General features: G+C 38.4%; 27 protein-coding genes. 13 read left to right on the plus strand and 14 right to left on the minus strand.

The window, feature by feature from the left end; all coding sequences use genetic code 11:
* Nucleotides 1-223: 223 nt before the first annotated feature.
* Nucleotides 224-1438, minus strand: coding sequence for an argininosuccinate synthase (locus LS69_RS04370; RefSeq protein WP_138122527.1), 1215 nt, complete (start codon nt 1436-1438; stop codon nt 224-226).
* Between the two features lie 85 nt (nt 1439-1523).
* Between LS69_RS04370 and LS69_RS04375 the strand changes: the two genes are divergently transcribed.
* The 3 genes from LS69_RS04375 to rlmN are packed head-to-tail and all read left to right on the plus strand — an operon-like array spanning nt 1524 to nt 3446.
* Complete coding sequence (locus LS69_RS04375) at nt 1524-1778, plus strand: RNA-binding S4 domain-containing protein (protein WP_138122529.1); 255 nt, start codon at nt 1524-1526, stop codon at nt 1776-1778.
* Nucleotides 1775-2374 carry a purine-nucleoside phosphorylase gene (locus LS69_RS04380; protein WP_138122531.1) on the plus strand — a complete coding sequence of 200 codons (600 nt, stop codon included), beginning with the start codon at nt 1775-1777 and terminating at the stop codon, nt 2372-2374. The genes LS69_RS04375 and LS69_RS04380 overlap by 4 nt, the downstream gene beginning before the upstream one ends.
* Complete coding sequence (rlmN, locus tag LS69_RS04385) at nt 2367-3446, plus strand: 23S rRNA (adenine(2503)-C(2))-methyltransferase RlmN (RefSeq protein ID WP_138122533.1); 1080 nt, start codon at nt 2367-2369, stop codon at nt 3444-3446. The genes LS69_RS04380 and rlmN overlap by 8 nt, the downstream gene beginning before the upstream one ends.
* Nucleotides 3447-3698: 252 nt before the next feature.
* Here rlmN and LS69_RS11070 read toward each other — a convergent pair whose 3' ends face one another.
* On the minus strand, nt 3699-3827 hold the full coding sequence (locus LS69_RS11070) for a hypothetical protein (protein ID WP_275050959.1): 129 nt from the start codon (nt 3825-3827) through the stop codon (nt 3699-3701).
* A 26-nt stretch (nt 3828-3853) separates the two neighbouring features.
* Between LS69_RS11070 and ilvC the strand changes: the two genes are divergently transcribed.
* Together ilvC and LS69_RS11075 are read left to right on the plus strand one after the other, a co-directional pair.
* Nucleotides 3854-4879 carry a ketol-acid reductoisomerase gene (gene ilvC, locus LS69_RS04390; RefSeq protein ID WP_138122535.1) on the plus strand — a complete coding sequence of 342 codons (1026 nt, stop codon included), beginning with the start codon at nt 3854-3856 and terminating at the stop codon, nt 4877-4879.
* Between the two features lie 115 nt (nt 4880-4994).
* The gene (locus LS69_RS11075) at nt 4995-5126 is read left to right on the plus strand and encodes a hypothetical protein (RefSeq protein ID WP_275050960.1); all 132 of its coding nucleotides are present in this window, start codon (nt 4995-4997) and stop codon (nt 5124-5126) included.
* A gap of 339 nt (nt 5127-5465) precedes the next feature.
* On the opposite strand, the gene LS69_RS04395 is transcribed toward LS69_RS11075, so the two are convergent.
* From LS69_RS04395 to LS69_RS04405, 3 genes are all read right to left on the minus strand, one after another.
* A complete protein-coding gene (locus tag LS69_RS04395) occupies nt 5466-6206 on the minus strand; it encodes a hypothetical protein (RefSeq protein ID WP_138122537.1) in 741 nt (246 codons plus the stop codon).
* Between the two features lie 128 nt (nt 6207-6334).
* Entirely contained in the window at nt 6335-6799 is a 465-nt protein-coding gene (locus LS69_RS04400; RefSeq protein ID WP_138122539.1) for a hypothetical protein, read from the minus strand.
* 99 nt (nt 6800-6898) lie between these two features.
* Nucleotides 6899-7390, minus strand: coding sequence for a TM2 domain-containing protein (locus LS69_RS04405; RefSeq protein WP_138122541.1), 492 nt, complete (start codon nt 7388-7390; stop codon nt 6899-6901).
* Nucleotides 7391-7710: 320 nt separating this feature from the next.
* Here LS69_RS04405 and LS69_RS10800 point away from each other — a divergent pair, with 320 nt between their 5' ends.
* Nucleotides 7711-7878, plus strand: coding sequence for a transcriptional regulator (locus tag LS69_RS10800; RefSeq protein ID WP_138122653.1), 168 nt, complete (start codon nt 7711-7713; stop codon nt 7876-7878).
* 156 nt (nt 7879-8034) lie between these two features.
* Entirely contained in the window at nt 8035-9801 is a 1767-nt protein-coding gene (locus LS69_RS04415; RefSeq protein WP_138122542.1) for a Na/Pi symporter, read from the plus strand.
* Between the two features lie 24 nt (nt 9802-9825).
* On the opposite strand, the gene LS69_RS04420 is transcribed toward LS69_RS04415, so the two are convergent.
* From LS69_RS04420 to selA, 6 genes are all read right to left on the minus strand, one after another.
* Nucleotides 9826-10686: a transglutaminase-like domain-containing protein gene (locus tag LS69_RS04420; RefSeq protein WP_138122544.1), complete on the minus strand. Its 861-nt coding sequence runs from the start codon at nt 10684-10686 to the stop codon at nt 9826-9828.
* A gap of 1 nt (nt 10687) precedes the next feature.
* Complete coding sequence (gene tviB, locus LS69_RS04425) at nt 10688-11941, minus strand: Vi polysaccharide biosynthesis UDP-N-acetylglucosamine C-6 dehydrogenase TviB (protein WP_138122546.1); 1254 nt, start codon at nt 11939-11941, stop codon at nt 10688-10690.
* 261 nt (nt 11942-12202) lie between these two features.
* Nucleotides 12203-13435 carry a molybdopterin molybdotransferase MoeA gene (locus LS69_RS04430; RefSeq protein ID WP_138122548.1) on the minus strand — a complete coding sequence of 411 codons (1233 nt, stop codon included), beginning with the start codon at nt 13433-13435 and terminating at the stop codon, nt 12203-12205.
* Between the two features lie 31 nt (nt 13436-13466).
* Nucleotides 13467-14516, minus strand: a complete 1050-nt coding sequence (locus LS69_RS04435; RefSeq protein ID WP_138122551.1) for a nitrogen fixation protein NifS — start codon at nt 14514-14516, stop codon at nt 13467-13469.
* A gap of 27 nt (nt 14517-14543) precedes the next feature.
* Nucleotides 14544-16382, minus strand: a complete 1839-nt coding sequence (gene selB / locus LS69_RS04440) for a selenocysteine-specific translation elongation factor (protein WP_138122553.1) — start codon at nt 16380-16382, stop codon at nt 14544-14546.
* A 13-nt stretch (nt 16383-16395) separates the two neighbouring features.
* On the minus strand, nt 16396-17784 hold the full coding sequence (selA, locus tag LS69_RS04445; RefSeq protein ID WP_138122555.1) for an L-seryl-tRNA(Sec) selenium transferase: 1389 nt from the start codon (nt 17782-17784) through the stop codon (nt 16396-16398).
* Nucleotides 17785-17909: 125 nt separating this feature from the next.
* Between selA and LS69_RS04450 the strand changes: the two genes are divergently transcribed.
* The 6 genes from LS69_RS04450 to hemB all read left to right on the plus strand — a co-directional run bounded on the left by LS69_RS04450 (nt 17910) and on the right by hemB (nt 22153).
* A complete protein-coding gene (locus LS69_RS04450; protein WP_138122557.1) occupies nt 17910-18326 on the plus strand; it encodes a universal stress protein in 417 nt (138 codons plus the stop codon).
* Between the two features lie 19 nt (nt 18327-18345).
* The gene (locus LS69_RS04455) at nt 18346-18594 is read left to right on the plus strand and encodes a tetratricopeptide repeat protein (protein WP_138122559.1); all 249 of its coding nucleotides are present in this window, start codon (nt 18346-18348) and stop codon (nt 18592-18594) included.
* Entirely contained in the window at nt 18585-18995 is a 411-nt protein-coding gene (locus tag LS69_RS04460) for a hypothetical protein (RefSeq protein WP_138122561.1), read from the plus strand. The genes LS69_RS04455 and LS69_RS04460 overlap by 10 nt, the downstream gene beginning before the upstream one ends.
* Before the next feature lie 265 nt (nt 18996-19260).
* A complete protein-coding gene (locus tag LS69_RS04465; RefSeq protein WP_138122563.1) occupies nt 19261-19944 on the plus strand; it encodes a response regulator transcription factor in 684 nt (227 codons plus the stop codon).
* The gene (locus LS69_RS04470; protein ID WP_138122565.1) at nt 19937-21172 is read left to right on the plus strand and encodes an ArsS family sensor histidine kinase; all 1236 of its coding nucleotides are present in this window, start codon (nt 19937-19939) and stop codon (nt 21170-21172) included. Before LS69_RS04465 ends, LS69_RS04470 begins: the two co-directional genes overlap by 8 nt.
* Before the next feature lie 9 nt (nt 21173-21181).
* Nucleotides 21182-22153 carry a porphobilinogen synthase gene (gene hemB / locus LS69_RS04475; protein WP_138122567.1) on the plus strand — a complete coding sequence of 324 codons (972 nt, stop codon included), beginning with the start codon at nt 21182-21184 and terminating at the stop codon, nt 22151-22153.
* 491 nt (nt 22154-22644) lie between these two features.
* Here the strand turns inward: hemB and abc-f are convergent, their stop codons facing one another.
* Genes abc-f through LS69_RS04490 form a run of 3 tightly spaced genes read right to left on the minus strand, consistent with a single transcriptional unit; the run spans nt 22645 to nt 25757 of the window.
* Nucleotides 22645-24606 (minus strand): ribosomal protection-like ABC-F family protein, encoded by a 1962-nt coding sequence (gene abc-f / locus LS69_RS04480; protein ID WP_138122569.1) that lies wholly within the window; start codon nt 24604-24606, stop codon nt 22645-22647.
* Complete coding sequence (lgt, locus tag LS69_RS04485; protein ID WP_138122571.1) at nt 24599-25471, minus strand: prolipoprotein diacylglyceryl transferase; 873 nt, start codon at nt 25469-25471, stop codon at nt 24599-24601. The genes abc-f and lgt overlap by 8 nt, the downstream gene beginning before the upstream one ends.
* On the minus strand, nt 25446-25757 hold the full coding sequence (locus LS69_RS04490) for a hypothetical protein (RefSeq protein WP_138122573.1): 312 nt from the start codon (nt 25755-25757) through the stop codon (nt 25446-25448). Before LS69_RS04490 ends, lgt begins: the two co-directional genes overlap by 26 nt.
* Nucleotides 25758-25969 lie beyond the last annotated feature (212 nt).

Consider the following 25969-nt stretch of genomic DNA (forward strand, 5'->3'; position numbering starts at 1 on the left):
AATCTCCAAAGCATTGATTGAGCATTTATTGGGGATTCATCAAGCATCTAGGCTTTGCCTCCTCGCAAATAAAGCCAAACTTTATTAAAATGAATCAATATTTTTTATCTTTAATATTTTTTATAAAAATTATTTTTATTATTTTTGTAAGATTTTAGAGAGATTCTATTAAAAATGCAGCATGGAGTTTTCTCCAAACCGCACTAAACACAAAAAGCTTAATTTATTTGCGTGTTTTGCCCGAAATGATGAATCGCAACGCGTTGAGTTTGATAAATCCTTCCGCGTCGCCTTGATGATACACAGAATCCTCTTCAAAAGTGCTGTATGCTGCATTGAACAATGAGTTTTTGGATTCTCTTCCTAGCACAACCACATTGCCCTTATAAAGCTCCAATTTCACGATTCCTTCAACCTTTTGTTGTGTTTTGTCAATCAAGGCTTGCAAGGCTTCTCGCTCGGGACTAAACCAATAGCCATTATAAATCAAACTCGCGTATTTTGGCATAATCTCATCTTTCAAATGTGCTTCTTCTCTATCCAAACAAAGTGATTCAATCGCGCGGTGTGCTTTAAGATAAATCGTTCCGCCAGGCGTTTCATAGCAGCCACGAGACTTCATACCCACATAACGATTTTCTACTAAATCCAAACGACCGATTCCATTGCGAGAGCCTAATTCGTTCAATTTACTCCAAAAATCCGCCGGGCTTAATTTTTCACTATTGATTGCGATTCCATCACCATTTTTAAACTCAATAGTAATCACTTCTGCTTTGTCTGGAGCGTCTTTTGGTGAAACACTCCAACGCCACATATCTTCTTCTGGAGCGACATTTGGATTCTCTAAAATCTGCCCTTCATAGCTGATATGAAGTAAGTTTGCGTCCATAGAATAAGGAGATTTATTTGCTTTTTTCTCAATAGGAATCCCTGCGGATTCTGCATATTCTAGTAATTTCTCACGACTATTCAAATCCCACTCTCTCCAAGGAGCAATCACTTTAATATCAGGATTCAGCGCGTATGCTCCAATTTCAAAACGCACTTGGTCATTTCCTTTACCTGTTGCTCCATGAGAAATTGCATCTGCGCCAACTTTTTTAGCAATCTCCACCAAACGCTTAGCAATCAAAGGACGCGCAATACTTGTCCCCAATAAATATTCTCCCTCATAAATTGTGTTAGCGCGAAACATAGGAAATACAAAATCCCTAATAAACTCTTCACGCAAATCTTCAATAAAAATATTTTCCGGCTTGATTCCTAATTTTTGCGCCTTTGCCCGAGCGGGTTCTACTTCCTCTCCTTGTCCAATATCTGCGGTAAAAGTTACCACTTCGCAATGATAATTATCCCCGAGCCATTTTAGAATCACGCTTGTATCCAATCCTCCGCTATAAGCAAGAACGACTTTCTTGATATTCTTTTTACTCATTTTTACTCCTTAAAAATTTTGTGTTATTATAGCAACAATTTAATGTTCTTTTAGCTACAATTTTGCAAATTTTAAGGACAAATCCATGCGTATAGATAAATTTCTCAATGCGGTTAATATCACAAAAAGACGCTCTATTGCACAAGATATGTTGGCAAGTGGCGTTGTAAAAATTGGTGGAATCGCAGTCAAGCCAAGCCGTGATGTAAAAGTCGGGGACATTATTGAAATTGGCTATTTAGAAAAGCCAAAATTCTACCAAGTGCTTCAAATCCCGGAACAAAAAACCATTAAGAAAAACGAATCTCATTTATATTATAAAGAAATGGATAAGCAATGATTTATTGCGCAGGAAAAATAGAATCTTTTTCATTTGCCAAAAGTATCGGCGTGGGATTAATAGAATCTGCGATGAATCTAACGCGTTCCATTCTTTATGATAGACCCGATGAAATTGTATTTGTTGGCACTTGTGGTGCTTATGCGGATTCTATTCCTTTGCTAGAAATCTTTGAAACGCAGAGTGCTGCCAATATAGAATTATCTTTTTTGCAAAAGCAATCCTATACGCCATTAAATAATTTTTTAACCAATGTTTCATGTGAAACAATTTCAAAAGATTCTAAAGATTCCGCTATGGTTTTGAGCCAAGACTTAAGAATCGTAAATTCTAGCAACTATATTACTACAGATTCCACACTTGCAAAAAGACTTTTAAATCTCGGTATCACTTATGAAAATATGGAATTTTTTAGTGTTTTGCAAGTTGCAAAGGCATTTGAAATACCTGCTATTGGAATTTTTTGCGTTACCAATCATACACACCAAAACGCACATCAAGAATTTTTTGCCCATCATAAAATAGCAATGGAAAAGCTAGAATCCTATGTGCATTCCAAACTACAAAATCACAAAACAAGCAAAAACAATGAATGAACTAACAAATCCACCAACACAAACCGCTAAACAAAATATTTTTGATTTCACTTTAGAGGAATTAGGTATTGCTTTAGAATCTGCAGGATTCCAAAAATTTCGCGCGAAACAAATCTATCATTGGCTTTATGTTTGCTATGAAGAGAAATTTGACGCGATGAATAATTTACCCAAAGACTTAAAAGCCTATTTGAATCAAAACTTCACCACCCAAAAAGTTAGAATCACAAAAAAAGAACAAAGCAAAGATGGGAGCGTGAAATATCTCTTTGCAACCGATGATAATCTCACTTACGAATCTGTATTTTTGAAAATGAAAGAAGATAAATGGACGATTTGTTTGTCTTCACAAATCGGTTGCAAAGTCGGTTGCAGTTTTTGCCTCACCGCAAAAGGAGGATTTGTCAGGAATCTAAGCGCAGGAGAAATAGTCTATCAAGCCCTTGCAATCAAAAAAGACCAAGAGATTCCTAGCAATAAAGCAATTAATATCGTGTATATGGGAATGGGAGAGCCATTAGATAATTTAACCAATGTTACACAATGTATCCATATTTTGAGCGAACTTAATGGCTTAAGCATTTCTGTGCGCCGACAAACAATCTCTACAAGCGGAATCGCTCCAAAGATTAAAAAGCTCGGGGCGTTGAATTTGGGAGTGCAGCTTGCAATTTCTCTACACGCTGTCAGCGATGATTTGCGCACAAAACTTATGCCCATCAACAAGGCTTACAATATCCAAAGCATAATTGATGAAGTCGCAGCATTTCCAATAGATAGTCGGAAGCGTGTAATGTTTGAATATCTTGTCATTGACGAGCTCAACGACGGCTTAGATAGTGCCAAAAAACTCATTGCACTGCTCAACAAAATCAAAGCAAAAGTCAATCTCATCTATTTTAATCCTTATGAAAATAGCCCATACAAGCGTCCAAAACAAGAAAAAGTAGAAGCATTTCGCGAATTTTTACTCAAAAAAGGCTTACTTTGCACAATTAGAGAATCCAAAGGTTTAGACATCAGTGCTGCATGCGGACAACTAAGAGAGCGCGAAATCAACCAAAAAGGATAAGAATGAGTTTATTAGACATTATTATGATTGTATTTTTGACGATAGTTTTTATCGTCGGTATGGGTTCGTTTTTGTATTATGCTTACAAAAAATAATCAAACGCAATCCAATCAATGCGCTAACGAAACCAATAAAAAACTTTAAATAGCAAAACCAGTAGCAGAATAAGAAATAAAGAAAAAGAGAGCAACATTTAGAATCCCATTAAATCAAATTTCACAATCCATTATAACATTTTATTTTTTGAATTCTTTAACGATTTTTCAAACTCCATTTTGAAACTTTTGCAACAATACCAAACCCACAATAAACACTAGAGATTTTACCCAAAATCCATACAGCAAAGTATCCGCTAAGAAAAAATGCAATATAATCACGCATTTAATTTCACTTAAAAAGAGGGAAAAATGGCATTAAAAGTTTATTACGACAAAGATTGCGATTTAGGGCTTATCAAAAAGAAAAAAGTTGCGATTATTGGCTTTGGTTCACAAGGACATGCACATGCGGAAAATTTACGCGATTCTGGCGTAGAAGTGGCGATTGGACTTTACAAAGGTGGCAAAAGCTGGGCAAAGGCGGAAGCCAAAAACTTCAAAGTCTTAGAAGTAAGTGAGGCGACAAAATGGGCAGATTTGGTGATGATTCTAATCCCCGATGAATTACAAGCCGATGTTTTTGCGCGCGATATTGAACCAAACTTGAGCAAAGACCAAATCATCGCATTCGGACACGGATTCAATGTGCATTTTGGACAAATCAAAGCACCCAAAGGTGTAGGCGTGATTATGGTCGCCCCAAAAGCTCCGGGACACACCGTGCGCAGTGAATTTGTGCGAGGAGGTGGAATCCCCGACCTCATTGCAGTAGAGCAAGACACAAGCAAAGGCGACGCAAAGGCGATTGCATTAAGCTATGCAAGTGCAATCGGCGGCGGACGCAGCGGTATTATTGAAACTACTTTCAAAGACGAAACAGAAACCGACCTCTTTGGCGAACAAGCCGTGCTTTGCGGTGGAGTTTCTAGCTTGGTTAAAGCAGGATTTGAAACGCTAGTTGAAGCAGGTTATCCTGAAGAAATGGCTTATTTTGAATGTTTGCACGAACTCAAACTTATCGTAGATTTGATTTATCAAGGCGGCTTAGCAGATATGCGCTATTCTATCTCTAACACTGCAGAATATGGAGATATGATCAGCGGTCCTCGCGTTATCAATGACGAATCCAAAAAAGCAATGCGTGCGATTCTTAAGGATATTCAAGAAGGAAGATTTGCCAAAGACTTTATCCTAGAGCGCAAGGCAGGTTATGCAAGAATGAATGCAGAACGCAAAAATCTAGCCGATCACCCGATTGAAAAAGTAGGCACAAGACTTCGCGAAATGATGCCTTGGATTGCCGCTGGAAAACTCGTAGATAAATCCAAAAACTAACAATCTTCAAAATCATAAATTTATGTTTGCTTTTTTCTAGCAAACATAAATTTTATTAATCTAAAATCAAGAATCTCATCAAAATTCATCATTACTGCTAGGATTCCATTCCACATTGTGCGCAAATCTTACCCTGCGTTATTATAAACAAACAAATGCGGCAACCCCACAATCTTACGCGCTAAACATCAAAGAGATTCCGCAATGGAATCTTAAAATCAAATTTTACTTTGAGATTCTGCATTGAAAAATTCAGAAGCAAAAAAGAAAGCTGTTTTAATCTACCCTCATTCCTACAACATTATGATAATGGAGCAAACACTTTCTTATTGTCTCTTTGCTTTCAAAATGCAGAATCTTAACAATTAACATTATAGATTGACACAACCACTCAATAAAGACTTTGTGATTGCGAGATGATAGAATCTCACAGGGTGTTTATTTTGGTTTTGGACTGCGCTAGTTGTGGGGTGGCTACCCAAGCATTTATAGAGGATTTTAACTTTATGGTTTTTGCGATAAATCTTGTTTGGGATTCCGCTTTTTGATACAAGCGATTAGAATCCCAAAGCCTTAAATAGCTATTTTACTGAATAACCACAGCTGCAAGGATATTGTAAGGATTGCATTCGCCTTCCACTTCATCTCCACCAAAAGGGCGCATATCTAGTGCGCCAAGCAACAAGCCCATTTTGTTTTCCAAGTATTCAGCAAGTAAGCTTTCTAAATATTTAGGTGCGGATTCTATCTCCTCATTGCTTGGCTTATGCTTAGAATTATAAACGATTGGAATCTGAAGCAAAGCAACTTTAAACACTGCACCCTCTGCGTATTTGTTTGCCTTTTTATCCACTCCCGCGTTTTTTAGTCGCTTGATTTGTCCAAACACATTATCTATAAGATATTCGCAAGATTTGGTAAATTGCCATTCTTTTGTGCCGATATTAAGCCACAATTTCTTAGATTCCAACCAAGTTTCAAACTTCCGTTCCTTTTCCATACACCAAAAATCTACGCGCCCATTTTGATGCTCTGTTAGTGAAACTTCTCCCTTGATTCGTTTAGCTTTATGGAGAATAGGAACTTCACTTTGTGCATAAGGCGTCAGGGTATGCAGAGCATAAGAAATGCTAGAATAAGCGTTTTGTTCATCAAATGCGATAGGAAATCCACCCAAATCTTGATAAATGTTAAGATTTAGTGCAAATGCTTGTTCGCAGAAGCTTTTGAAAAACTGCTTGAAAAGCCTCCCTTGCTCAAAACTATCGGATTTATAATACGAATCCAACCACAAAATCTCCGCCTCTTTTGGTAATTCATAAGACATCTTCACTCCTTTATCAAATATAAAGTTTATAGATTATACCCCTCCCCCCACTTAAACCTTAATCAAACATAGAGCAAAACTCGCAAAAACACATTTTCTGTTACCAAATTTAACCGATTTTAATCCATTTATCTTTTGCTTTTGTTTAAAACAACATCATTAATTAAAGCCATAATTGGCTTATTTAGAGCTTCAAATTCAGCCAATTCACGCATTGTAATCGGTTCTAATTCTCCCCCATCTCTCCTAACAACTTCTAAATTATCAAAGTCTAAGACGACATCGCGACCCATTGCATCATAAGCCACACAAATAACAAGTTTATGCGCAAGAGAAAGAGGAAAAGTGGAATCCTTTGCAGTTTTTTCCTTTATGAGATTCCATTTACCAGAAAGTTCCTTATTGATTTTCATCGCTGCTTTTAATCCAAATTTGCCATAGAGCATAATTGTATCTACATCTATATTTTGCGTCTTGCTTTGCTTAGCATCAAGTTCTATCTTTTCTCTCTCATTGGGCTTTTTAGAATCAGAACAACCACAACCAAGAGTGAGACAAACAATAAAAATCAGCGAATATTTTATCCGATTCATTAGGCTATACTTCCTATGCTTTGGGATTGGATTCTAGAAATTGCAGCAAGCAACTTGCGACTATTGTCTCTTTTGATTCCAAAAAACACTAAAATGGGATCAAATAGAATCCAAACAAAACCAAACAATCATAGAAAAAAGCCAAGCCAAAGAAAGATAGGCAAAAGCCTTTGCATAAAAAATTGTTGCGTTAAGTGCGGATTGCAAATCAAGGTTTATCAGATTCATTACAAGCTCAATTACTCCACTAATGCCTCCAGACCAAAAACTCGCAATAAAGCCTTTCCCAACTTCTAACGAAAAAGGTAATACCAAAGGAGCAATAAAAGGAAAAAGATAAATCTGTATGGTAAAAAGGAGTTTAAATGTCCCCAACCATTTATCTCCCTTATAAAGTCTATCTACACCAAAAATCCAAAACCAACCCAAAATAGCCCCCAAAAGAAAGCCAATCCATTTGTTTTTAAACGCAATCGCCCTAAGAGATTCCGCTTGCTGGTTTAATATGCTTTCATCAAGGGCTTTAAGGCTATTTAATACGCTTTTAGAAACTTTGCCAGTAAAATACTTTATCAATTCCTCTTGTTGCACTTTCATTCCTCAAATAAAGTTTTATTCATTTTCTAATTCTGCAAAGAACATATAGAATCCGCAGGGATTTTTCCATTCCATTGTCCTACCAAACTCGCAATTGCACCATTTTCCATACATTTATCCTTAAAACTAAAATTAAAAGCAGGGATTCTAGTTTAGAATCAATTAAATAAAAACAAAGCAATTATTCCTTTGTTAGAGATTATGATAAATTCCATCAACATTCCTTACAAAATCTATTTTTTAAGGAATATCCAAATGCAAACAAATCCAAATCAAAAAAGCTACTTTTCCGCTCCAAACTCACACAGCGCGACATTGCAGGGATTCTGCAAATTGACACCAAAACGCTTTATAATTGGAAAAAGCGCAAACCCAACCTCTACCGCATTATTATGCTTGGTTTTAAGTTTGAAGAAATGCTAAATTTAAGCAAAAAACATTATGAGGAATTACTTGAAATTGAATCTACTCTTTCACAATAGCACAAAAGGATTCTACGAAAACCCAACAATTCAGTAGAATCCTTAAATACGATTCGTTTTTTATTATTTTACTTTAAGCTTATATTAATTTAATAAAAATAGTCGTAAAATAACCATTTTATTTTTCTTAAATTTAACAATCTCAAGGAAAGCAAAATGCGCAACATTATATTGTTTCTTGTTTTTGGTATTTTAGGGTATTTGTTTTATGAGTCTAGCTCGTTTTTAGGAGCTTGTTCTGGAATCGCAATCTTCCTCTATGGCGTAATGTGCCTCAAAAATGGCTTTAGCAACTTCAGCACCTTCATCGAACGCGTATTGAAAAAATGGGCAAACACCGCAACAAAAAGCTTGATTTTTGGCGCAATCTCTACGATGATTATGCAAAGTAGCGGACTTGTCTCCGTCCTTGCAATCTCGTTTTTAAGCGCAGGATTCATCACTTTAGGACAAGGAATCGGTATCATCTTTGGAGCGAATCTCGGCACAACAATCGTTGCATGGGTTATCGCAATTGCCGGAGTGAAGTTTGATATTTCCTCTATCACAATGCCTTTGTTGGTTTTTGGCGTGATTTTAAATCTCCAAAACTCCAAAACCTCCAAAGCCTTTGGCTCAATCCTCTGCGGAATCGGATTTTTCTTTCTTGGAATCTCACTTGTTAAAAGCGGATTTAATGAGCTAAAAGACATTGTAGATATTGCACAATATGGACATTTAAGCGGAATCTTGGGTGTTTCTTTGTTTGTGTTAATTGGGGTTGTGCTTACCGTGATTATGCAAAGCTCCAATGCAAGTTTGCTTGTCGCAATCACGATTTTAGCTGCTGGGCAAATGAGCTATGAAAACGCGCTTGGCTTTGCAATTGGTTCTAATATCGGTAGCACGGTTATGGCAATCATCGGTTCTATTGGCACGAACATCACGGGCAAACGACTTGCCGCAGCGCATTTACTTTTCAATAGCGCGACAGCACTTGTTGCGGTTGTTTTCTTGCATCAAATGATGTATGTCGTGCGCCTCTTTTGTGATTTTGTCGGAATCGCAAGTGATGATTATATCTTACAGCTCACCGCATTCCATACGCTTTTTAATATCGTTGGAATCGCGCTTATGATGCCTTTTATTGAAAGAATGGTTTGGTTGCTTGAAAAATACATTGTGGATAAAAAAGAAAAAGATTACGAACCAATCTATCTTAATTATTCTATTGTAGAATATCCAGATACTGCAATTGAAGCGTTAAAAAACGAAATGGAACATTTATATGATAACTGCTTTATGGTCCTCACTTATGCGATAGGATTCACACGCAAAGAGATTCATTCTAATACGCCATTTCGTGAGATTATCGCGCATAAAAAGCTTTATAGAAGAGAAGTGGATTTTGATAATTTTTACAAGAAAAACATTAAATACTTGTTTGATAAAATCTTTGATTTTGCAACCATTGCACAAACGCACACCAACGATAAAGAGCAGATGAATGAAATTGCACATATCAAAAATGCGGCGCGTAGGGCAGTGGAATCTATCCACCAGCTCAAAATGCTTTACCGCAATTTCAAAGACGCAACACAAACCAACAACGAGGCATTAAAAGAACTCTATAATGAAATGCGGATTGATTTGGCGGAACTTCTACGCAGTATTGAAAATTTAGAAAAAAGCTCCGATGAGAATATCCAGCTCATTCTAGCAAGTATTCGCAAAGGTTCTGCACTCCTAGACCAAGCCGATGACAATGCGATTAGCAAGATAGAAAAGCTCATCTTAGATAATAAAATCAGCGCAACAAATGTTTCGTCTATTCTTAATGATATTGATACTGCCAACAAAGTTAGCAAAGACTTACTTGCGATGACACAACATCTCTATGCTGCATATTCCACACCAAGCCCAACTGCCAATCCCAAAGCCTAAAAGGCTTGGGATTCCACACAAATCTTATACAAACTGATAACGCGCGTCTTTTCTAATATCGTAAATTTCTGTCGCTTGTCCATTTTTGTTGTGCTTGAAATACAAAATAGGCGGCACAAAAGGATAGAATCCCATAAACATAAACCATTCTTTGTTGTATTTAAAAGTCGTGTGATGATTGGCGTCAATTTGCGTTTGGATAAACTCCTCATATTCTTGCGTTTTATCTGTCCAAAACTCATTAGAAAAGAAGCTTAAAACCTTTCGTTTGCAATAGGGATTGGCGATAATCTCTTGCACTCCGATATTAAAATAAACATTAAAAGTCGGGTCTAAAATCTGCCATTTCTCATCAATAAAAACTTCAACAAACCCATGCGCCCAACCAAAAATATCACTATAACTTATCACGCGACTTTGGATTCCGAATTTTTCTAACAACATCTCTAGCGCATAGGGCTTCTGCCCACAATGCCCAAATTTCAGCTGCGTAAAGTAGTCTATCAAATCTTTAAGGCTAACTTTTTCCTCTACTCCTCTTGGTGTATAATGTTTGCTTTGGTGAATAAATACATTGAGATAAAAAGCGAGGGAGAGGGCTTTTGAGATTCCGCGAGATTCTAATTCTTTTTCTAATTGTTTTTGTTTTTTGGCAAAATCCTTTTGCAAAGCCTCTAGCAAACTCTCCAAACTTTCTTGAAGTTTGGAGTTTGGAATCTTTGGCTTCTTTTTAGCGTCTAATTTATTGGGGGGGGGGGCAACTAAAGCATTCTTGAAGATTACCTTATCTAAATCAATGCGAAGCGGGAAATATTCCTGCACTTCAAAAGGTCTAATGCACGAAGAAGAATAATTGTATTGTCTTTTGGTATCAATTTGATACATTCTAAAGCCTCCCGCTTACTTGTTCTTTTGGCAAAATGCCTTTGAGGTCATAAACGACAACCTTACCGCGATGACTAAAATCTAGCGTTTTAAACTCATCGTGCGCGACTGCGATAATCACCGCTTGATAATCTTGCAATCTAAACTGCTCCATTTCTTGCAAAATCAAGCCATATTCTTTTTTGACCTCATCGCTATTTGCCCATGGGTCATAAATCTCTACTTTGCATTCAAAATCTTGCAGCTCTCTTATCACATCTACCACGCGAGAATTACGAATATCCGGACAATTTTCTTTGAAAGTAATGCCAAGAATCGCAACCTTGCCCCCAACGATTTGGTGCGCGTTTTTAATCATAAGCTTAATGACTCTTTCTGCGACAATCACGCCCATATTGTCGTTAATATGTCTTCCCGCTAGAATCACTTGTGAATGATAACCTAGAGATTCCGCTTTGTGCGTGAGATAATAAGGATCTACGCCGATACAATGCCCTCCAACAAGACCGGGGCGAAAGGGCAAGAAATTCCATTTGCTTCCCGCAGCTTCTAACACTTCTAAAGTATCAATTCCTAAGCGTTCAAAAATCAAGGCAAGTTCATTGACAAAAGCAATATTAATATCGCGTTGGGAGTTTTCAATCACTTTTGCAGCCTCTGCCACCTTGATACTCGGAGCTTTATGCGTCCCTGCAGTGATAATACTCTCATAAAGAGCATTCACTTCCTCTGCGATTTGAGGTGTAGAACCGCTCGTTACTTTTTTGATATTAGGCAAACGATGCGTTTTATCTCCCGGATTAATGCGTTCAGGAGAATATCCACAAAAGAAATCTACATTGAATTTCAACCCACTCACTTCTTCTAAAATCGGCACACAATCCTCTTCTGTGCAGCCGGGATAAACCGTGCTTTCATAAATCACAATATCGCCTTTTTTAAGCACTTTTCCAACACTGCTAGAAGCTTTTTGGAGCGGTGTTAAATCCGGCTTGTTAAACCGGTCAATCGGGGTTGGCACGGTAACGATGAAAATTTGCGCTTCTTTTAAATCCTCTAAATTCGTCGTAAAATGCAAATTTTTAGCATTTTTTAGCTCCGATTCTTCCACCTCTAGCGTTCTATCATAGCCATTTTTCAGTTCTTCAATCCGCTTTTGAAAAATATCAAATCCAAAGACTTTATAGGTTTTCCCAAACTCCACAGCTAAGGGCAAACCAACATATCCGAGTCCAATCACAGCAAGAGTTTTCATTTCTTTCCTTATTATGCAAATTTTGACAAAATTTTATCCACATTTTCTAAATACATTCTAAACCTTTGGCAAATCTTTTGGGATTGTGCGCTTACGAGACTTAAAGTAAAATATGGAATCTTTAAAAAACAAATTTTTAGATTCTACATTTAAAAATACGAAGCAAGAGAAAGCCACCTTAATTTGCTCCCATTCCCGCAAAGAATCACGACAATGGGGCAAATATTTCCTTATTGCCTCTTGATTTTCAAATGCAGAATCTCAATTGATAAAATCCGCCTCTTTAACGCCAAAATCCATTTTATAGGGCAAAACTTTCAACCATTGCCCTTTTGTAATAGAATCGCAAGTTTCACCAAAAATCACCAAAGCATTACCCAAAGCCATAGGAGTAACTTCCCCAGAACCATATTTGCCATCTTTTACAAAATGCACACAATCTTCTTGAATCTTGACTAAACTCGCCTCTGTGCGCGTTTTGCGCTTTAGATCTTGCGCGACTTTTAGCATAATAAATTGCGGATAGTAAGCGTTTGCTCCGCTTAATTGACGCAAAAATGGCACAATGAGCAAACGCAACAAAACCGCCCCTGCCAATGGATTTCCGGGCAATGCAACGATAAATTTAGAATCCAGTTTGGCGACCATTAGAGGTTTGCCGGGTTTGATTTGCACCCCGTCTATTACCATTTGTGCGCCACATTCCTTAAGAACTTCTCGCATAAAATCCGCCTCGCCTTTACTTGCTCCCCCACTTGTAAAAATCACATCACTTGGAATCCCTAACGCTTCTTTAATGGCTTGGCGATTATCCGCAAGGATTCCTCCATAAGAGCTTTTAAATCCATAACTCTTTAAAATCGCAGCAATCATTGTCGCATTGGAATTAAAAATCCGCGCAGAATCGGATTGCTCCCAAATCTCTTGCAGCTCATCTCCACTTGCAAAAATACTAATCTTCAAAGGCACAAAAGTTTTCAAATAACTTATACCTTGTGTTGCAAGCAGGGTTAAACAATCCGCATTTAAATCATCTCCTTTTTCTAGCAATCTTGCACCCTTTGTGATTTCCTCACCACATTTGCGGATATTTGCACCCTTTTTTAGATTCTGTGGCGCGAGAATTTGCTTAGTATTTTGGAATCCCCCCTCAATCTCTTCAAAAGGCACGACACAATCAGCACCATTAGGGATTTTCGCACCTGTCATAATTTTCACACATTCCAAATCTCCCAAAGCTGCTTCCGCACAATCCCCCGCGAAAATAGTCTTTTGAATCTTTAGCGTTTTTCCCGCATCACTCGTTTTTAGCGCGTAGCCGTCCATTGCGGAGTTATCAAAACTTGGCAAAGATTTCTCTACATACACTTCTTCTGCTAAAATCCTATCAAGCGCACTTAAAAGCGGCAAAACCTCTGTTTGCAAAAAGAATCCCTGTGCGGCTTTATGCAACGAATCCATAGAATCCCTGATACTCTTAGCTTTATCACTCATCTTTGCCTCCTTAGCCTAAATCTCTAAACTCTTATCCCAGACTTCTTAATTGCGAATACTTCATTGCGATTTTTTGCGCAATCTGTGAAATCAAACTAGGCGCAATATCCAAAAAACTAAGACTTAATAATTCTCTAGATTGTTCCTCGCTATAACCCATTTGGCGCAAAACAAACGAAGGACTTGCGAAGCCAAAAAGGCATTCTTGCCCATTGATAAGGTGGATTCCATCAAACAACAAGCTTTGAATGAGATTCCGCGCTTTTATGCCTTTAAGCCCCAATGGCAAGGTGTTTTCGGGAGATTGATAAAACGCATAGCAACATTCGTTGAATCCTAATTTTTCCAAATTTACCCGCAAAGTATCCAAAAACACGCGTGATAAGTCGTTTTGGAATCGGCTTTGGCCAGTTTTTTTCTTCTCTTGTTGCGCAATAATGGCTTGTCTAAAAACCGCATAGAGATTTTGAATCTCCAAATACACACTAGAGATTCCATAAAAATCTTGCGCATTAGAAGCAAGAATGCCAAAAGGACGCAAAAGCCCTAAATTTTCGCCATTAAGCAACATAATATCCGCCTTTGGTAAAGGCAAATTCAAAGCAAACGCATAGCTCACATCTACCACTTTTAATACACGCATAGGCAGGGATTCCAAAGAATTAAGCGTCAAAATATCTTCATTTAAAAGTGGCATAATAAAACAATCCGCGCCCCAATCCAACGCCTCATCAATGGAATCTTGCGTAATGCTTCCACTTGCAAAATCAGGCAAAAGCGGAAAAATCTCATCTTTGTTTGGTGATTGCAAATACGCCGCATAAAGCATATTATGAGAAGAAAGTGCAAGGGCGACATGATAATATTTGCAAAGATTGCCAAGCAAAAAATAAAAAGATTCCAAACTAAAACTAAAAGGACGCGCGATTTTCGCCCCCAAAACTTCACAAAGTTCAGCATTTTCTTGGGCAATCTTTTGGGATTGCGTGGGGGTGATAGCTTGATAATTCACGCTTTTTGCCTGAATCAAACTTTGGTTTAATGCGACATTTAAAGGCGGATTCTGTAATCTATCCAGCATTTTAGCTCCCAATCTTTCTTCAATTAATCATCTAAAAGTTCGTTTGCCATCGGTATTTACAATATCACCAAAACTATCCAAATAATCCAAATAGGCAATCAAATACTTACGACTAAGATTAAAATGTTGCTTGAAATTTCCCAAATCCAAATAGCCCTCTTGCTCTATGATTTTACGCATACGCTCTAGCAAATTCGCCAAAACATCGCTACAAATAAACAACTTATGGTTAAGGCGCACGATTTTTTTCTCGCGCGTTAGGCGTTTAAACATAGAATCCCCTGTTTGCCTATCAATATCCAAATTATCATAAAGATTATAAGGCGCAATAGGTTGGAATCCCTGACTTTGCAAAGTCTGATAAATTGTATGATAGAAATAATCCTCAACCTTTTGCGTATTCTCTCCATTAAGCCCTAAATTGTTTTGTGGGGAAATATAAAAGGAATCCGCCTTGTTTAACGCGCCCTCGTCAAGCATTTCTTCTAATACGCTTTTGGCAAACTCCTCTGCAATCCAGCTTTGCTTTTGACTTAAAAGCGTCGCACTCAAAAGTGCGTTGGGATTCTTGGATAAAACTTTTAAAATCGCTTCTTTGACGATTTCTCTAGCCTTTTTTGGATAGGCAATCAATTCTTTTTGGCACACAAAGCATTGTGGAATCTCTGATGCGATTCTTAATCCCATCGTTTGCGAAATCCCAAATCTCTGCACCGAGCTAATCAGCCCAAAGCCTCTTTTGTGTGCTTGAAGCAAAAGTGTAAATGCACCCTTGAAATCGCCCTTGCTTAGCATTTCTAAATACTCTAGCTTTTGTGATTTTTTCATCGGATCTACAATCGAGCTTAGGATTCTGCCTCCGCCTAAAGTCTGCTTGTCATCGCGTAAAATGAATTTTTCATCAAACATTCCAAAAATTGGAATCGTAGTTTTTAGGGTTGCAAATTTTTTATTTGCGTCTAAAAATAACACGCGCGCATCGCAACGCATTGCCCCAATAAATAACTGCACTTGGGCATTGTGTTCTATTTTTTCAAACGCACGAATCTCTACTTCTATGCTATCAAACCCGCGCAAATATCCCTTTTTGGTAAGCAAATCTCCGCGCTTAATTTCTTGATGTGAAACGCCGCTTAGATTGATTGCCACACGCGCTCCATTGGGGGCGATAGTTTGGGATTCTCCATGCACTTGCAGATTCTTGATTCCAAGCACTCTTCCAAGCTGTGCGCACCATATTTTTTCACCCACACTCAAATCCCCGTCCATCAATGTGCCACTCACGACACAACCCGCGCCCTTAATCACAAACGCACGGTCAATATAATAGCGGAAAAATCCTAAGTCTTTATGCGCCTTTTTAGGTAGTGCGAAAAGCGTCTCTTGCAAGTTTTGAATGCTTTGCTTATCATAAATAGAACATTGCAGAATCTCAAAACGCAGATTAGGAAATTTTTCAAAAAGCTCTTTGACTTGCTCTTTGACTTGCTCAATCCTTGCACAATCCACCAAATCTGTCTTACTTAACACAACGATGAAATCCGTGATTCCAAGCAAATAAGCGATTCTTAAATGCTCTAAAGTTTGTGGCATAATGCCCTCATTTGCCGCAACAAGAAGCATTGCATAATCTATGCCAAATGCCCCAGCAATCATATTTTTAACCAATTTTTCGTGTCCGGGAACATCAATGAAAGAAATGTTTTTGTCTTCGCGACTTAGATTAGAAAAGCTCAAATCTAGCGTAATGCCTCTTTCTTTTTCTTGCTCAAAACTATCTCCCCAAAACCCGTTTAGTGCGGCGATTAAACTTGTTTTACCATGATCAATATGTCCCATTGCACCGATAATCAAATTTTCTTGCATTCTTTTCCTTATTTTACTTTATTTTTGACTGCTCCAAAGCAACAAAAGCCTCTACGATTCTCTGCATATCTCCCTCTAACAATGTGCGCATATCCAAAATCAACGCGCCATTTTCTAATCTAGCAATGATGTCAAAACCTCGCAAATACTCTTCTAATCGTTGCTCATTCAGTCCAAAATGTGCCAAATTCTTCGCTTCAAGTGCCACACCAAAAGATTCTAAATAATGACTAGGCATTGCTCCGCCACCGCTGTAACTTTTAGTCGCCACAACTTCAGGCACAAACAAAGGCGGAATCTGCGCAGCTAGGGATTGCGCCTCATTCCTTAACTCTTCTTTGGTTTTTAGCAACATTTGGCAAGTTGGGATTTTGTCTGTTTTGCCCGTCAAATACGCATTAAGTGTCGCTTCTAGCGCGGCAATAGTGAATTTATCCACACGCAACATTCTTAGGAGCTGGTTTTTTTTCAGCTTGTCAATCAATGCCTTTTTGCCAAAGATGATTCCCGCTTGTGCGCCACCTAAAAGCTTATCTCCGCTAAAGCTTACAAGGCTTGGATTCAGCCTTGTAATCTCTTCTAATGCGGGTTCAAACTTTTGAAGAATGTTTTCAAACCCACTTAAACCAAAATACCCGCTTCCCAAATCATAATAATCTACAAGATTCCGTGCCTTTGCCAACTCTACAATCTCTCCAAATTCTACTTCTTTAACAAATCCGCTCATCGCGTAATTAGATTTATGCGCTTTAAAAAGCATTGCGGTGTTTTCATTAAGTGCTTCTTGATAGTCCTTTAAATGCGTTTTGTTGGTCGTCCCTACTTCGCGCAAGATCGCTCCAGAATCCTCCATAACACGCGGAATCCTAAAGCTCCCGCCTATCTCAATCAACTCTCCGCGCGAAACCACAACTTCTTTACCCTTAGCAAAGGTATTAAAAATCAAAAACACCGCCGCGGCATTGTTATTGACAACAAGCACATCTTCTGCGCCCAAAAGAGCTTTAAACAAACCCTTTAAATGCACATATCGTTCGCTACGATTTCCTTTTTCTTGATTGTATTCCAAATTATTATAACGCGTCAAAAGAGGAAGAATCTCTTGTAGAATCGCGGGAGAAAACACACTGCGCCCAAGATTTGTATGCACTACGATTCCGGTGGCATTGACGAGTGGCTTAAGGGATTTTTGCGTGATTTTGTAATACTCCTTAGCAATCGTTTGTGCACAAGTTGCCAAATCCAAAATTTCACCACCCTGAAGCAAATCTTGGCGATAGCCCTCCAAAAACTCCGCAATCAGTCGCTTTGCTAACGCAAGATTCAACCCGCTCGAAATTTCAGACTTTAGGGAATTTAATAATTTGTCCGCTTTGGGAATATGTCTTAGAATATTTTGCATTTCCTATTCTCTTTTTGGTAAATTTTAGCCTAGAAGCGTAACGCATTCTTACTTTATTTTCTGTGAATTTTGCAAGATTTTGCTTAAGATTTGATATAATTTTTATTATTTTTAAAAGGCTTGTGATGAAACAAATTTTATTTGCCATTGACGGAACGAAATCCTGCCAAAAAGCGGCAGAATTTGTAGTGAATTTTTTTGGAGATAGGGAAGATTGTGCCATTACAATCATTCATGTTAAAACTCCCATTATGCTTTATGGAGAAGCAGCATTAGCCGCTTATGAAGAAATTGAAAAAAAAGAAAGCGCAGAAAGCGATAAATTGCTAGAAGAATTTGCCGCAGTCTTTACCAACAAAGGCGTAAATATCAAACAAAAACTCCTAGAGGGCGAGGCTGTAACGGAAGTATTGTCTTATGCGAAAGATTTTGATTTGCTAATTATCGGGCAAAGCGAAGAAAGCTTTTGGAATAAAATCTTCTCAACAAACCAAAACGACTTTTCGCAAAAATCTCCGATTCCAATTCTAATTGTCAAGTAGTTTTCAAAGATTTGCATAGATGAAAACTTTAACCCTTGCAAGCATTTATGAAATACAAGGACACGCTTACGAAGCGGCAGAGATTTACAAAACAATTTTGGAAGAAAATCCCGACAATGCCGAAGCAAAAATCGCGCTCAAACGCTTAGTAAGCAATCGCAAAAATTACGGCAAAGCAAGTGAAGATATGCTAAATTTGTTTGTCCAAATGGATAGCGAAGTAGAATTTAATGAGTTTGAAAGGTGGTTATTGAAATTATGGAACTAAAAGAAGCGATTTTACAAACATTAGCCGAAATTGATACAAGCGATTCTAACCAACCCGATACAAAAAGCGCGTTAGAGAGCCAAAAGCCAGAACGTGATGCTTTGTTGGATATTTTGCCCTCTGATAACCCCCATCGTGAAAATACCGAAACTACGCAGAATCCCTATGAGCGAAAGATTGAAAAGCTAGATTTTAAAAACGCCGAAGAGCTTAAAATGCTTCTAACAAAAGCTTATTTAGAAGAGGAGAAATTCCTCAATGCCCTACAAGAACGAATCCTCGTGCTTTTTGAAGGACTGCAATCCCCAAATAATCGCAATATTGAAACCAAAGTGGATATGATTTTAAACTTTTTAGAATTTACTTTGGCAATTATTGATGAAAAAAAGAATCAAAAATGAAAAAAAAATCTTTATTTACTTTTGATTTACCATTTTGCTTTATAATTTCATCATCTCAACGGGATGAGTTGAGAGACAAGCTTAACGCAATGTTAAGTTTGGGTTTTCTTGGAAAAGGGAAAATTTTTCATCCACTTCTCCTTTGCTTAAGGACACTTAGTGTGAGTAAGTTCTTTGAAAGTGTTGTCAATTCTAGTGGGCGTTTTCCTGAATTTTTATTTAACCCCCTAAAATACCCAATCCTCCTTTTTGTAAGGAAAACGCCATGCTAGAAGTGTTGATGATAGAAGATGATTTGGAGCTAGCAACCATTCTTAGCGAATACTTGAAAGCTCATAATATTAATGTAACGAATTATGACGAACCCTATACGGGCATGAGTGCGATAAACACTCGGCATTTTGACCTCCTTCTTTTAGATTTAACACTCCCAAACCTAGATGGGCTGGAAGTTTGCAAGAGGGTTGCGAAAGAAAAACGAATCCCAATCATCATTTCTTCTGCGCGACACGATATTGACGATAGAGTGCTGGGGCTAGAATATGGTGCAGATGACTATATTCCTAAGCCTTATGACCCAAAAGAACTCATAGCAAGAATCCATAGTGTCCTTCGTAGATACAATCTCTCTAAGGAATCCAACCAAGAAGAAGCTTCTATTCTTCCTTTTGTGCTTGATAAAGGAAGCAGAGAGATTTACCTCAACAACGAAGCACTCAATCTCACCAAAGCAGAATACGAGATTCTAAGCTTTATGCTTGAAAATGTCAATCAAGCCTTGACGCGTGATTCTATTGCGGCGCACTCGGATTCTATCAATCCTGATTCTAGCAACAAAAGCATTGATGTCATCATCGGGCGTTTGCGCAACAAAATAGAAAAGGGAAGCAAAAAATTCATTTTTTCTGTGCGCGGAATCGGCTATAAATTGCAGTTAAAAGATGATTAAAAATTCTATTTTTGTTAAAATCACCATATTATTTATCGTGGCAATCATTTGCTTAGGCGCATTTTCATATTATTTTATCCGCGAAGAAATCAATGAGGATATTCTCAAAGACCAACTCAAATATAGCCAATTTCTCGCGACAATCAACCAATTAGTGCGCTTTGGTGGCAATATTGAACTGATTGAAAAATATCTCAAAGAATTGGATTTACACCAAATTCAAGATGCTAAAACCTTAGAACAATTTCAAAACTATTTGACACAAAATCTCGCAAGTGGAATGATTGCAAAAGTCATTAAGCAAGAAAATGGCATTTATTTGTTTTTGCAAACTCCGCAGGAATGGAAACTTTATGGTGGCTCTTATCCTCACAATCTTTTTAATTATTATCTTATTACCTTTTTTGCTTTTGTCGTCGTCGTTTTCTTGTTTGCATTGGTAATTAAAAGCATTTTACCGCTCAAAATTTTGCGCAAAGAGATTCGTAAGTTTGCCGATGGGCAGATGAATATTTCTTGCAAAATCAACCAAAACGATGAAATCGGCGAACTTTCTCGCGAATTTGAAAATGCCGCCGAGAAAATCAACGCACTAAACCAATCCCGACATCTTTTTTTGCGCTCCATTATGCACGAACTCAAAACGCCCATTACCAAAGGCAGAATCACGGCAGAAATGATTGAACACCCACTTTACAAAGAGAGGCTTTGTAATGTATTTGACCGCCTCAATAGCTTGATTAATGAGTTTGCCAAAATAGAGGAATTAAGCTCCCGTAACTATTGCCTCAACAAGCAAGATTATGTGCTAAAAGACATTTTAAATCGCGTGTTTGCAATGCTGTTAATAGACAAAGAACAAATCCAAGATTCCTTTATCCTGCCAGAGGAAAACTATCTGTTGCGCTGCGATTTTGATATGCTCACTCTAGCTATCAAAAATCTATTAGACAACGCGCTAAAATACAAGACAAAAGGCAAAATTGAAATTAAAGTTGCAGAGGGCAATCTCCTCATCTCCAACTTCGGCGCACCTTTGCCACACAGCCTAAAAGACCATGCAAAGCCCTTTTTCAAAGATAACAAATCCAACAAAAATGGTGGCTTGGGATTAGGAATCTATATCGTCAAAAGCACTTTGGAATCGCAAGGATTGAAGTTGGATTATTATCACAAAGAGGACAAAAATCATTTTGTGATTCTAGGCTTTGCCAAAACCAAACAATAAAGGAAAACTATGTTTAAACGCTTAAGAAGAATCAGGCTAAACCCCGTCGTTAGGAATCTCGTTGAAGAAACAACTTTGCGCACACAGGATTTGATTTATCCTCTATTTATCACGCATGGCAAAAATATCAAAAACGCAATCGCTTCAATGCCCGATGTTTATCAGCTAAGCATTGACAATGCTTTGGAAGAATGCGAGGAGCTAGAAAAGTTAGGCATACAAGCCATTATGCTCTTTGGGATTCCAGCAATCAAAGATAGTGTGGGTAGCGAAGCACTAAGTGAGGAGGGCATTATCGCTGAAGCCTTACGCGCCATCAAAGCAAAATTCCCCCAAATGTTGCTTTGCGTGGATTTATGCTTTTGCGAATACACAGACCATGGGCATTGTGGAATCCTCAATCCAAAGCTTCAAAGCGTGGATAATGATTTGACTTTAGAGATTCTCAACAAACAAGCCTTAGTCTTGGCACAAGCAGGTGCGAATTTGATTGCACCTAGCGGAATGATGGACGGAATGATAGAATCCCTAAGAAGTGCGCTAGATTGCGCAGGATTCGCACATATTCCTATTATGAGTTACTCTACGAAATTCGCAAGTGGATATTATGGACCTTTTCGCGATGTAGCAAACAGCACACCAAGCTTTGGAGACCGCAAAAGCTACCAACAAAACCCCGCAAATCGCAGAGAAGCAATCGCAGAAAGCCTAGAAGATGAGCGGCAAGGAGCGGATATTTTGATGGTGAAACCCGCCCTTGCATACCTTGATATTGTGCGTGATATTAGAGAACGCACCTTGTTGCCTCTTGCTGTGTATAATGTCAGCGGGGAATACGCCATGTTAAAGTTTGCACAAAAAAACAATTTGATTGATTATGAACGCGTCTTGCTTGAAACAATGATTGGCTTTAAACGCGCAGGAGCGGACATCATCATCACCTACCACGCCAAAGAACTCGCAAGGCTTTTGAATCCTTGAAAACGGAATCTCTAAGGCGAGATTCCGCATTTTGGATTGCCGCGTCCTTGCAATCCTCGCAATGACGAGAGGGCGGAATCGCAGGTTATTTTACATTTCAGATTTGCAAGTGCGGGTGAGTTACTGACGCGACACACGCTTCGTCTCTCATTTTATTTATTCCCCGCAAGAACGCAATGGAATCCCAAAACTTAATAGAATACTTTTTGCTTAAAGATTTATGTGTCTTATTCTAAGAAGTTAAAGTTGTGGAATCGCATTGAATGCGGAGAACTACACCATAGAGGGAAAAGAAAAGATTACAAGAAACGGAATGAATTTCTATGCAAAATCCAAAGTGGAAAACTAGATAAATCCCTAGCATAGAATGAAAAAGCTTATGAAGCAAACAGATAGCGCGACATTTGCAAGGCAAATCAAGAATCCACACAAAACCAAGAAGAAGCAAAAAACTTCGGAGAATATTATAGAATCGCAAAACCCACGAAAACCTACTTTATATTTTGCTCCTCTAGCTCCAAATATTGTGTGATTTTTTCCTCGCACAATGCCTTTTTGGCTTCAAATTCTGCGGATTTCTCTTGCAATTCTTGTGTGCTTAAACTCCCGCTAAAAAGCAATTTCTCCAAAGCTTTAATTTCGGATTCTAATACTTCAATTTCTTGTGGCAAAATCTCCAATAACCGCTTTTGGTGGTAGCTTAGTTTCACTTTTTTAGGGGCTTTGGGAGATTCTTTTTCGTCCAAATCCTTCGTCTCTTGAGAATCGCAAACTGCCTTTTGGGATTCTAGCTCCGCACTCATTGCGCGGTATTCTGCCAACTCATTTTCAATCTCTAAATACTCACTAAAGCTTTTATGGGATTCTACAATCTCGCCATTTCCTTTAAAAACAAAGAGTTTTTGTGCGATTTTATCCACGAAATAGCGGTCGTGGCTGACAAAGAGAATCGTCCCCTCAAAGCTTTGCAGATATTCCTCCAAAATATTAATCGTGGGAATATCCAAATCATTGGTTGGCTCGTCCAAAATCAAACAATCATACGCTTTTGTAAAAAGCAAGGCAAGGGCTACGCGATTCTTTTCTCCACCGCTTAAATTTCCGATTTTCTTATCCAAAAACTCTTTTGGAAACAAAAAATTCTTCAAATAGCCAAAAATGTGCATACTTTTCCCGCGCACTTCAATATGGTCGCCACCAAAAGGGCAAAAGGTCTCCAACAAATCCTTGCTATCATCAAGCATTTCGCGGTGTTGGTCAAAATAGCCAATCTTCACATCGCCGCGTTCAATACTTCCGCTTGTTTGCGCAATCTGCCCCAAAAACACCTTAAGCAAAGTAGATTTTCCCGCGCCATTGCGCCCGACTATCGCGATTTTATCGCGTTGTAGAATCCTTGTGTCCAAATTGCCAATCAAGACTTGCCCATTGCGCTCCACACAAAGATTCTTAGTTTCAAACAGCATTTTTTTGCGATTGATTCCCTCTTCTTGGTTGAAATGCTTTCGTTCTCTCTCTAGTTCTAAACTCATCTTGCGGATAATAGAGGGATTCTGCTTTGCTAGTTTGCGCATTTCCATTAGTCTTTCCTTGCGCCCCTCATTGCGCTTCACTCGCGCACGCACCCCACGCGCCAACCACTCTTCCTCCGCCTTTAAATGCTTGAGTAGCACTTCGTGGCTTTGGGCAAGACTTGCAAGTAATGCTTCCTTTTGACGCAAATAATCGCTATATCCGCCGCTAAATTGGCGAATCTTGCCCTCTTCTACTTCTACAACACGCGTTGCGATTCTGTCTATGAAATAGCGGTCGTGGCTAATAAACACCAATGTGAAGTTTGAGCGCAAAAGCATAGATTCCAAGAACTCCACCATTTGCACATCTAAATGATTGGTTGGCTCATCAAGCAACAAAATATCCGGCTTCGTGAGCAAAAGACAAGCAAGTGCGACGCGCTTTTGTTCCCCTCCGCTTAGGAGATTCACGAATCTATCTTGCAAGGATTCTAGTTCAAAAGTCTCCAAAACCTGTTTGGATTTCGCCTCCAAATCCCACGCATTATGGTGATCAATGAAATTAGAGATTTGTGCATATTCGCGCAGAAGATTTTTATCTTCGGGATTGTTTTGGAGCAATTTCGTGATTTCAAAATAACGCTCTTTTGCGGTGTTTAGGGATTCTAATGCTTCTATGATAGCTTCTTTGGTTGTTTGCCCTTCTTTGAAATGAGGTTTTTGAATTAAATGCGCAATCTCTAAATCTCCCTCCACAATGCGCACTCCCTCATCTGCCTCTAATTCTCCGCTTAGGATTTTTAACAAAGTAGATTTCCCCGCGCCATTGCGCCCAACTATCGCGATTCTCTCTCCCTCGCGCACATGGAAAGAAACTTCTTTTAAAATCACTTTATAATCGTATTGCTTGGAGATATTTTGCAAGGAAAGATTAGCCATTTTTGTGATTCCTTGATGTTGGCGGATTGCTTGTTTGAGAAGTTGGATTCTCTTGAGATTGTGTGCGCTTGTAAAGCCACAACACAAAGCAGAATCCCCCAATAAGCAACGACAAAAACTGCCCCAAAGTAAGCCAATCAAAAGCAATAAATCCTAGCTGCGAATCTGGCTCTCTAAAAAACTCCGCGACAAAGCGCATTAAAGAATACCACATACCATAAAGAATCCCAATTTCACCGACAAAACGCATCCTTTTGCGCCAAAAATACAGAATCACAAAAACTAAGATTCCCTCCAAAAATGCTTCATAAAGTTGGCTAGGGTGGCGCAAAACTCCCTCTACATAGATTCCGATTCCGCTTGTCGTCTCGCGCCCTACTAATTCTTGATTGAGAAAATTCCCAATGCGCCCAAACACATAACCTAGCGGAACACTAAGTCCTACCAAATCCATAAAAAGCCAAAAATTGACTTTTTTGATTTTAGCAAAACACAAAGAGGCAATCAAAAACCCAATCACCGCCCCATGATAGCTCATTCCACGAATACCGACAAAATTCCCTTGCCTATCAAAAGGATTGAAAATTTCCCAAGGGTGGCTTAAATAATAGCTCGTATAGGGATCATAAAACAAAATATATCCGAGCCTAGCACCCAAAATCACACCAATTTCAACCCAAACAAAAAAGCTATCCAAAAGCGCGTTAGAAATCGGGTAGTTATCCAAGCGCACAAAAACTTTCGCCACCAAAAGCGCGATGAGCAAAGCCAAAACATACATTAATCCATACCAATGCACAGGGATTCCAAATACACTAAAAGCAATGGGGTCAAAATGGCTATAAATAGAGTTCCATGCTGTCATTAACAACCTCAAAAAACTGATGCAATCCCAAACGCACAAAAGTATCGTATAGATAAGGACTTGCAATATAAAAATGAAACTTAAAGCCATTTTTTCGCGCAAGTTTCAGCCAATAACCAAGAATATAAAAATTCACTTCCTTTGCTTGTGGAATCTCAAAATGAAGCTCTACATTGGATTCGTTTTTGCGCTTTTCTAAAAGAAACTTCATATCGTGATAATCGCTAACTTCTTTCATCTTCCCGCGCAAAATATACACATCATCTCTTACTTTTTTGATTTTCAAACTTAGCCTTTTGCAAGAAATTGTGAGATTTTAGCAAAAAGCGATTAAAGATTCCATTGTGTCATTATGAGATACAAATTGTGCAAGTGAGTGAAAATGTTTCACATTTGCGCTCTACAAGCGATAAATGACGCCCATAAACAGCAAAACTCCAAAAATTTAAATTTTTTTACTTTTTATTGCTAATTAATTGACTTTTAAGGGGGGGGGGG

It is taken from the genome of Helicobacter sp. MIT 05-5294, assembly GCF_000765675.1.
GTDB lineage: Bacteria > Campylobacterota > Campylobacteria > Campylobacterales > Helicobacteraceae > Helicobacter_D.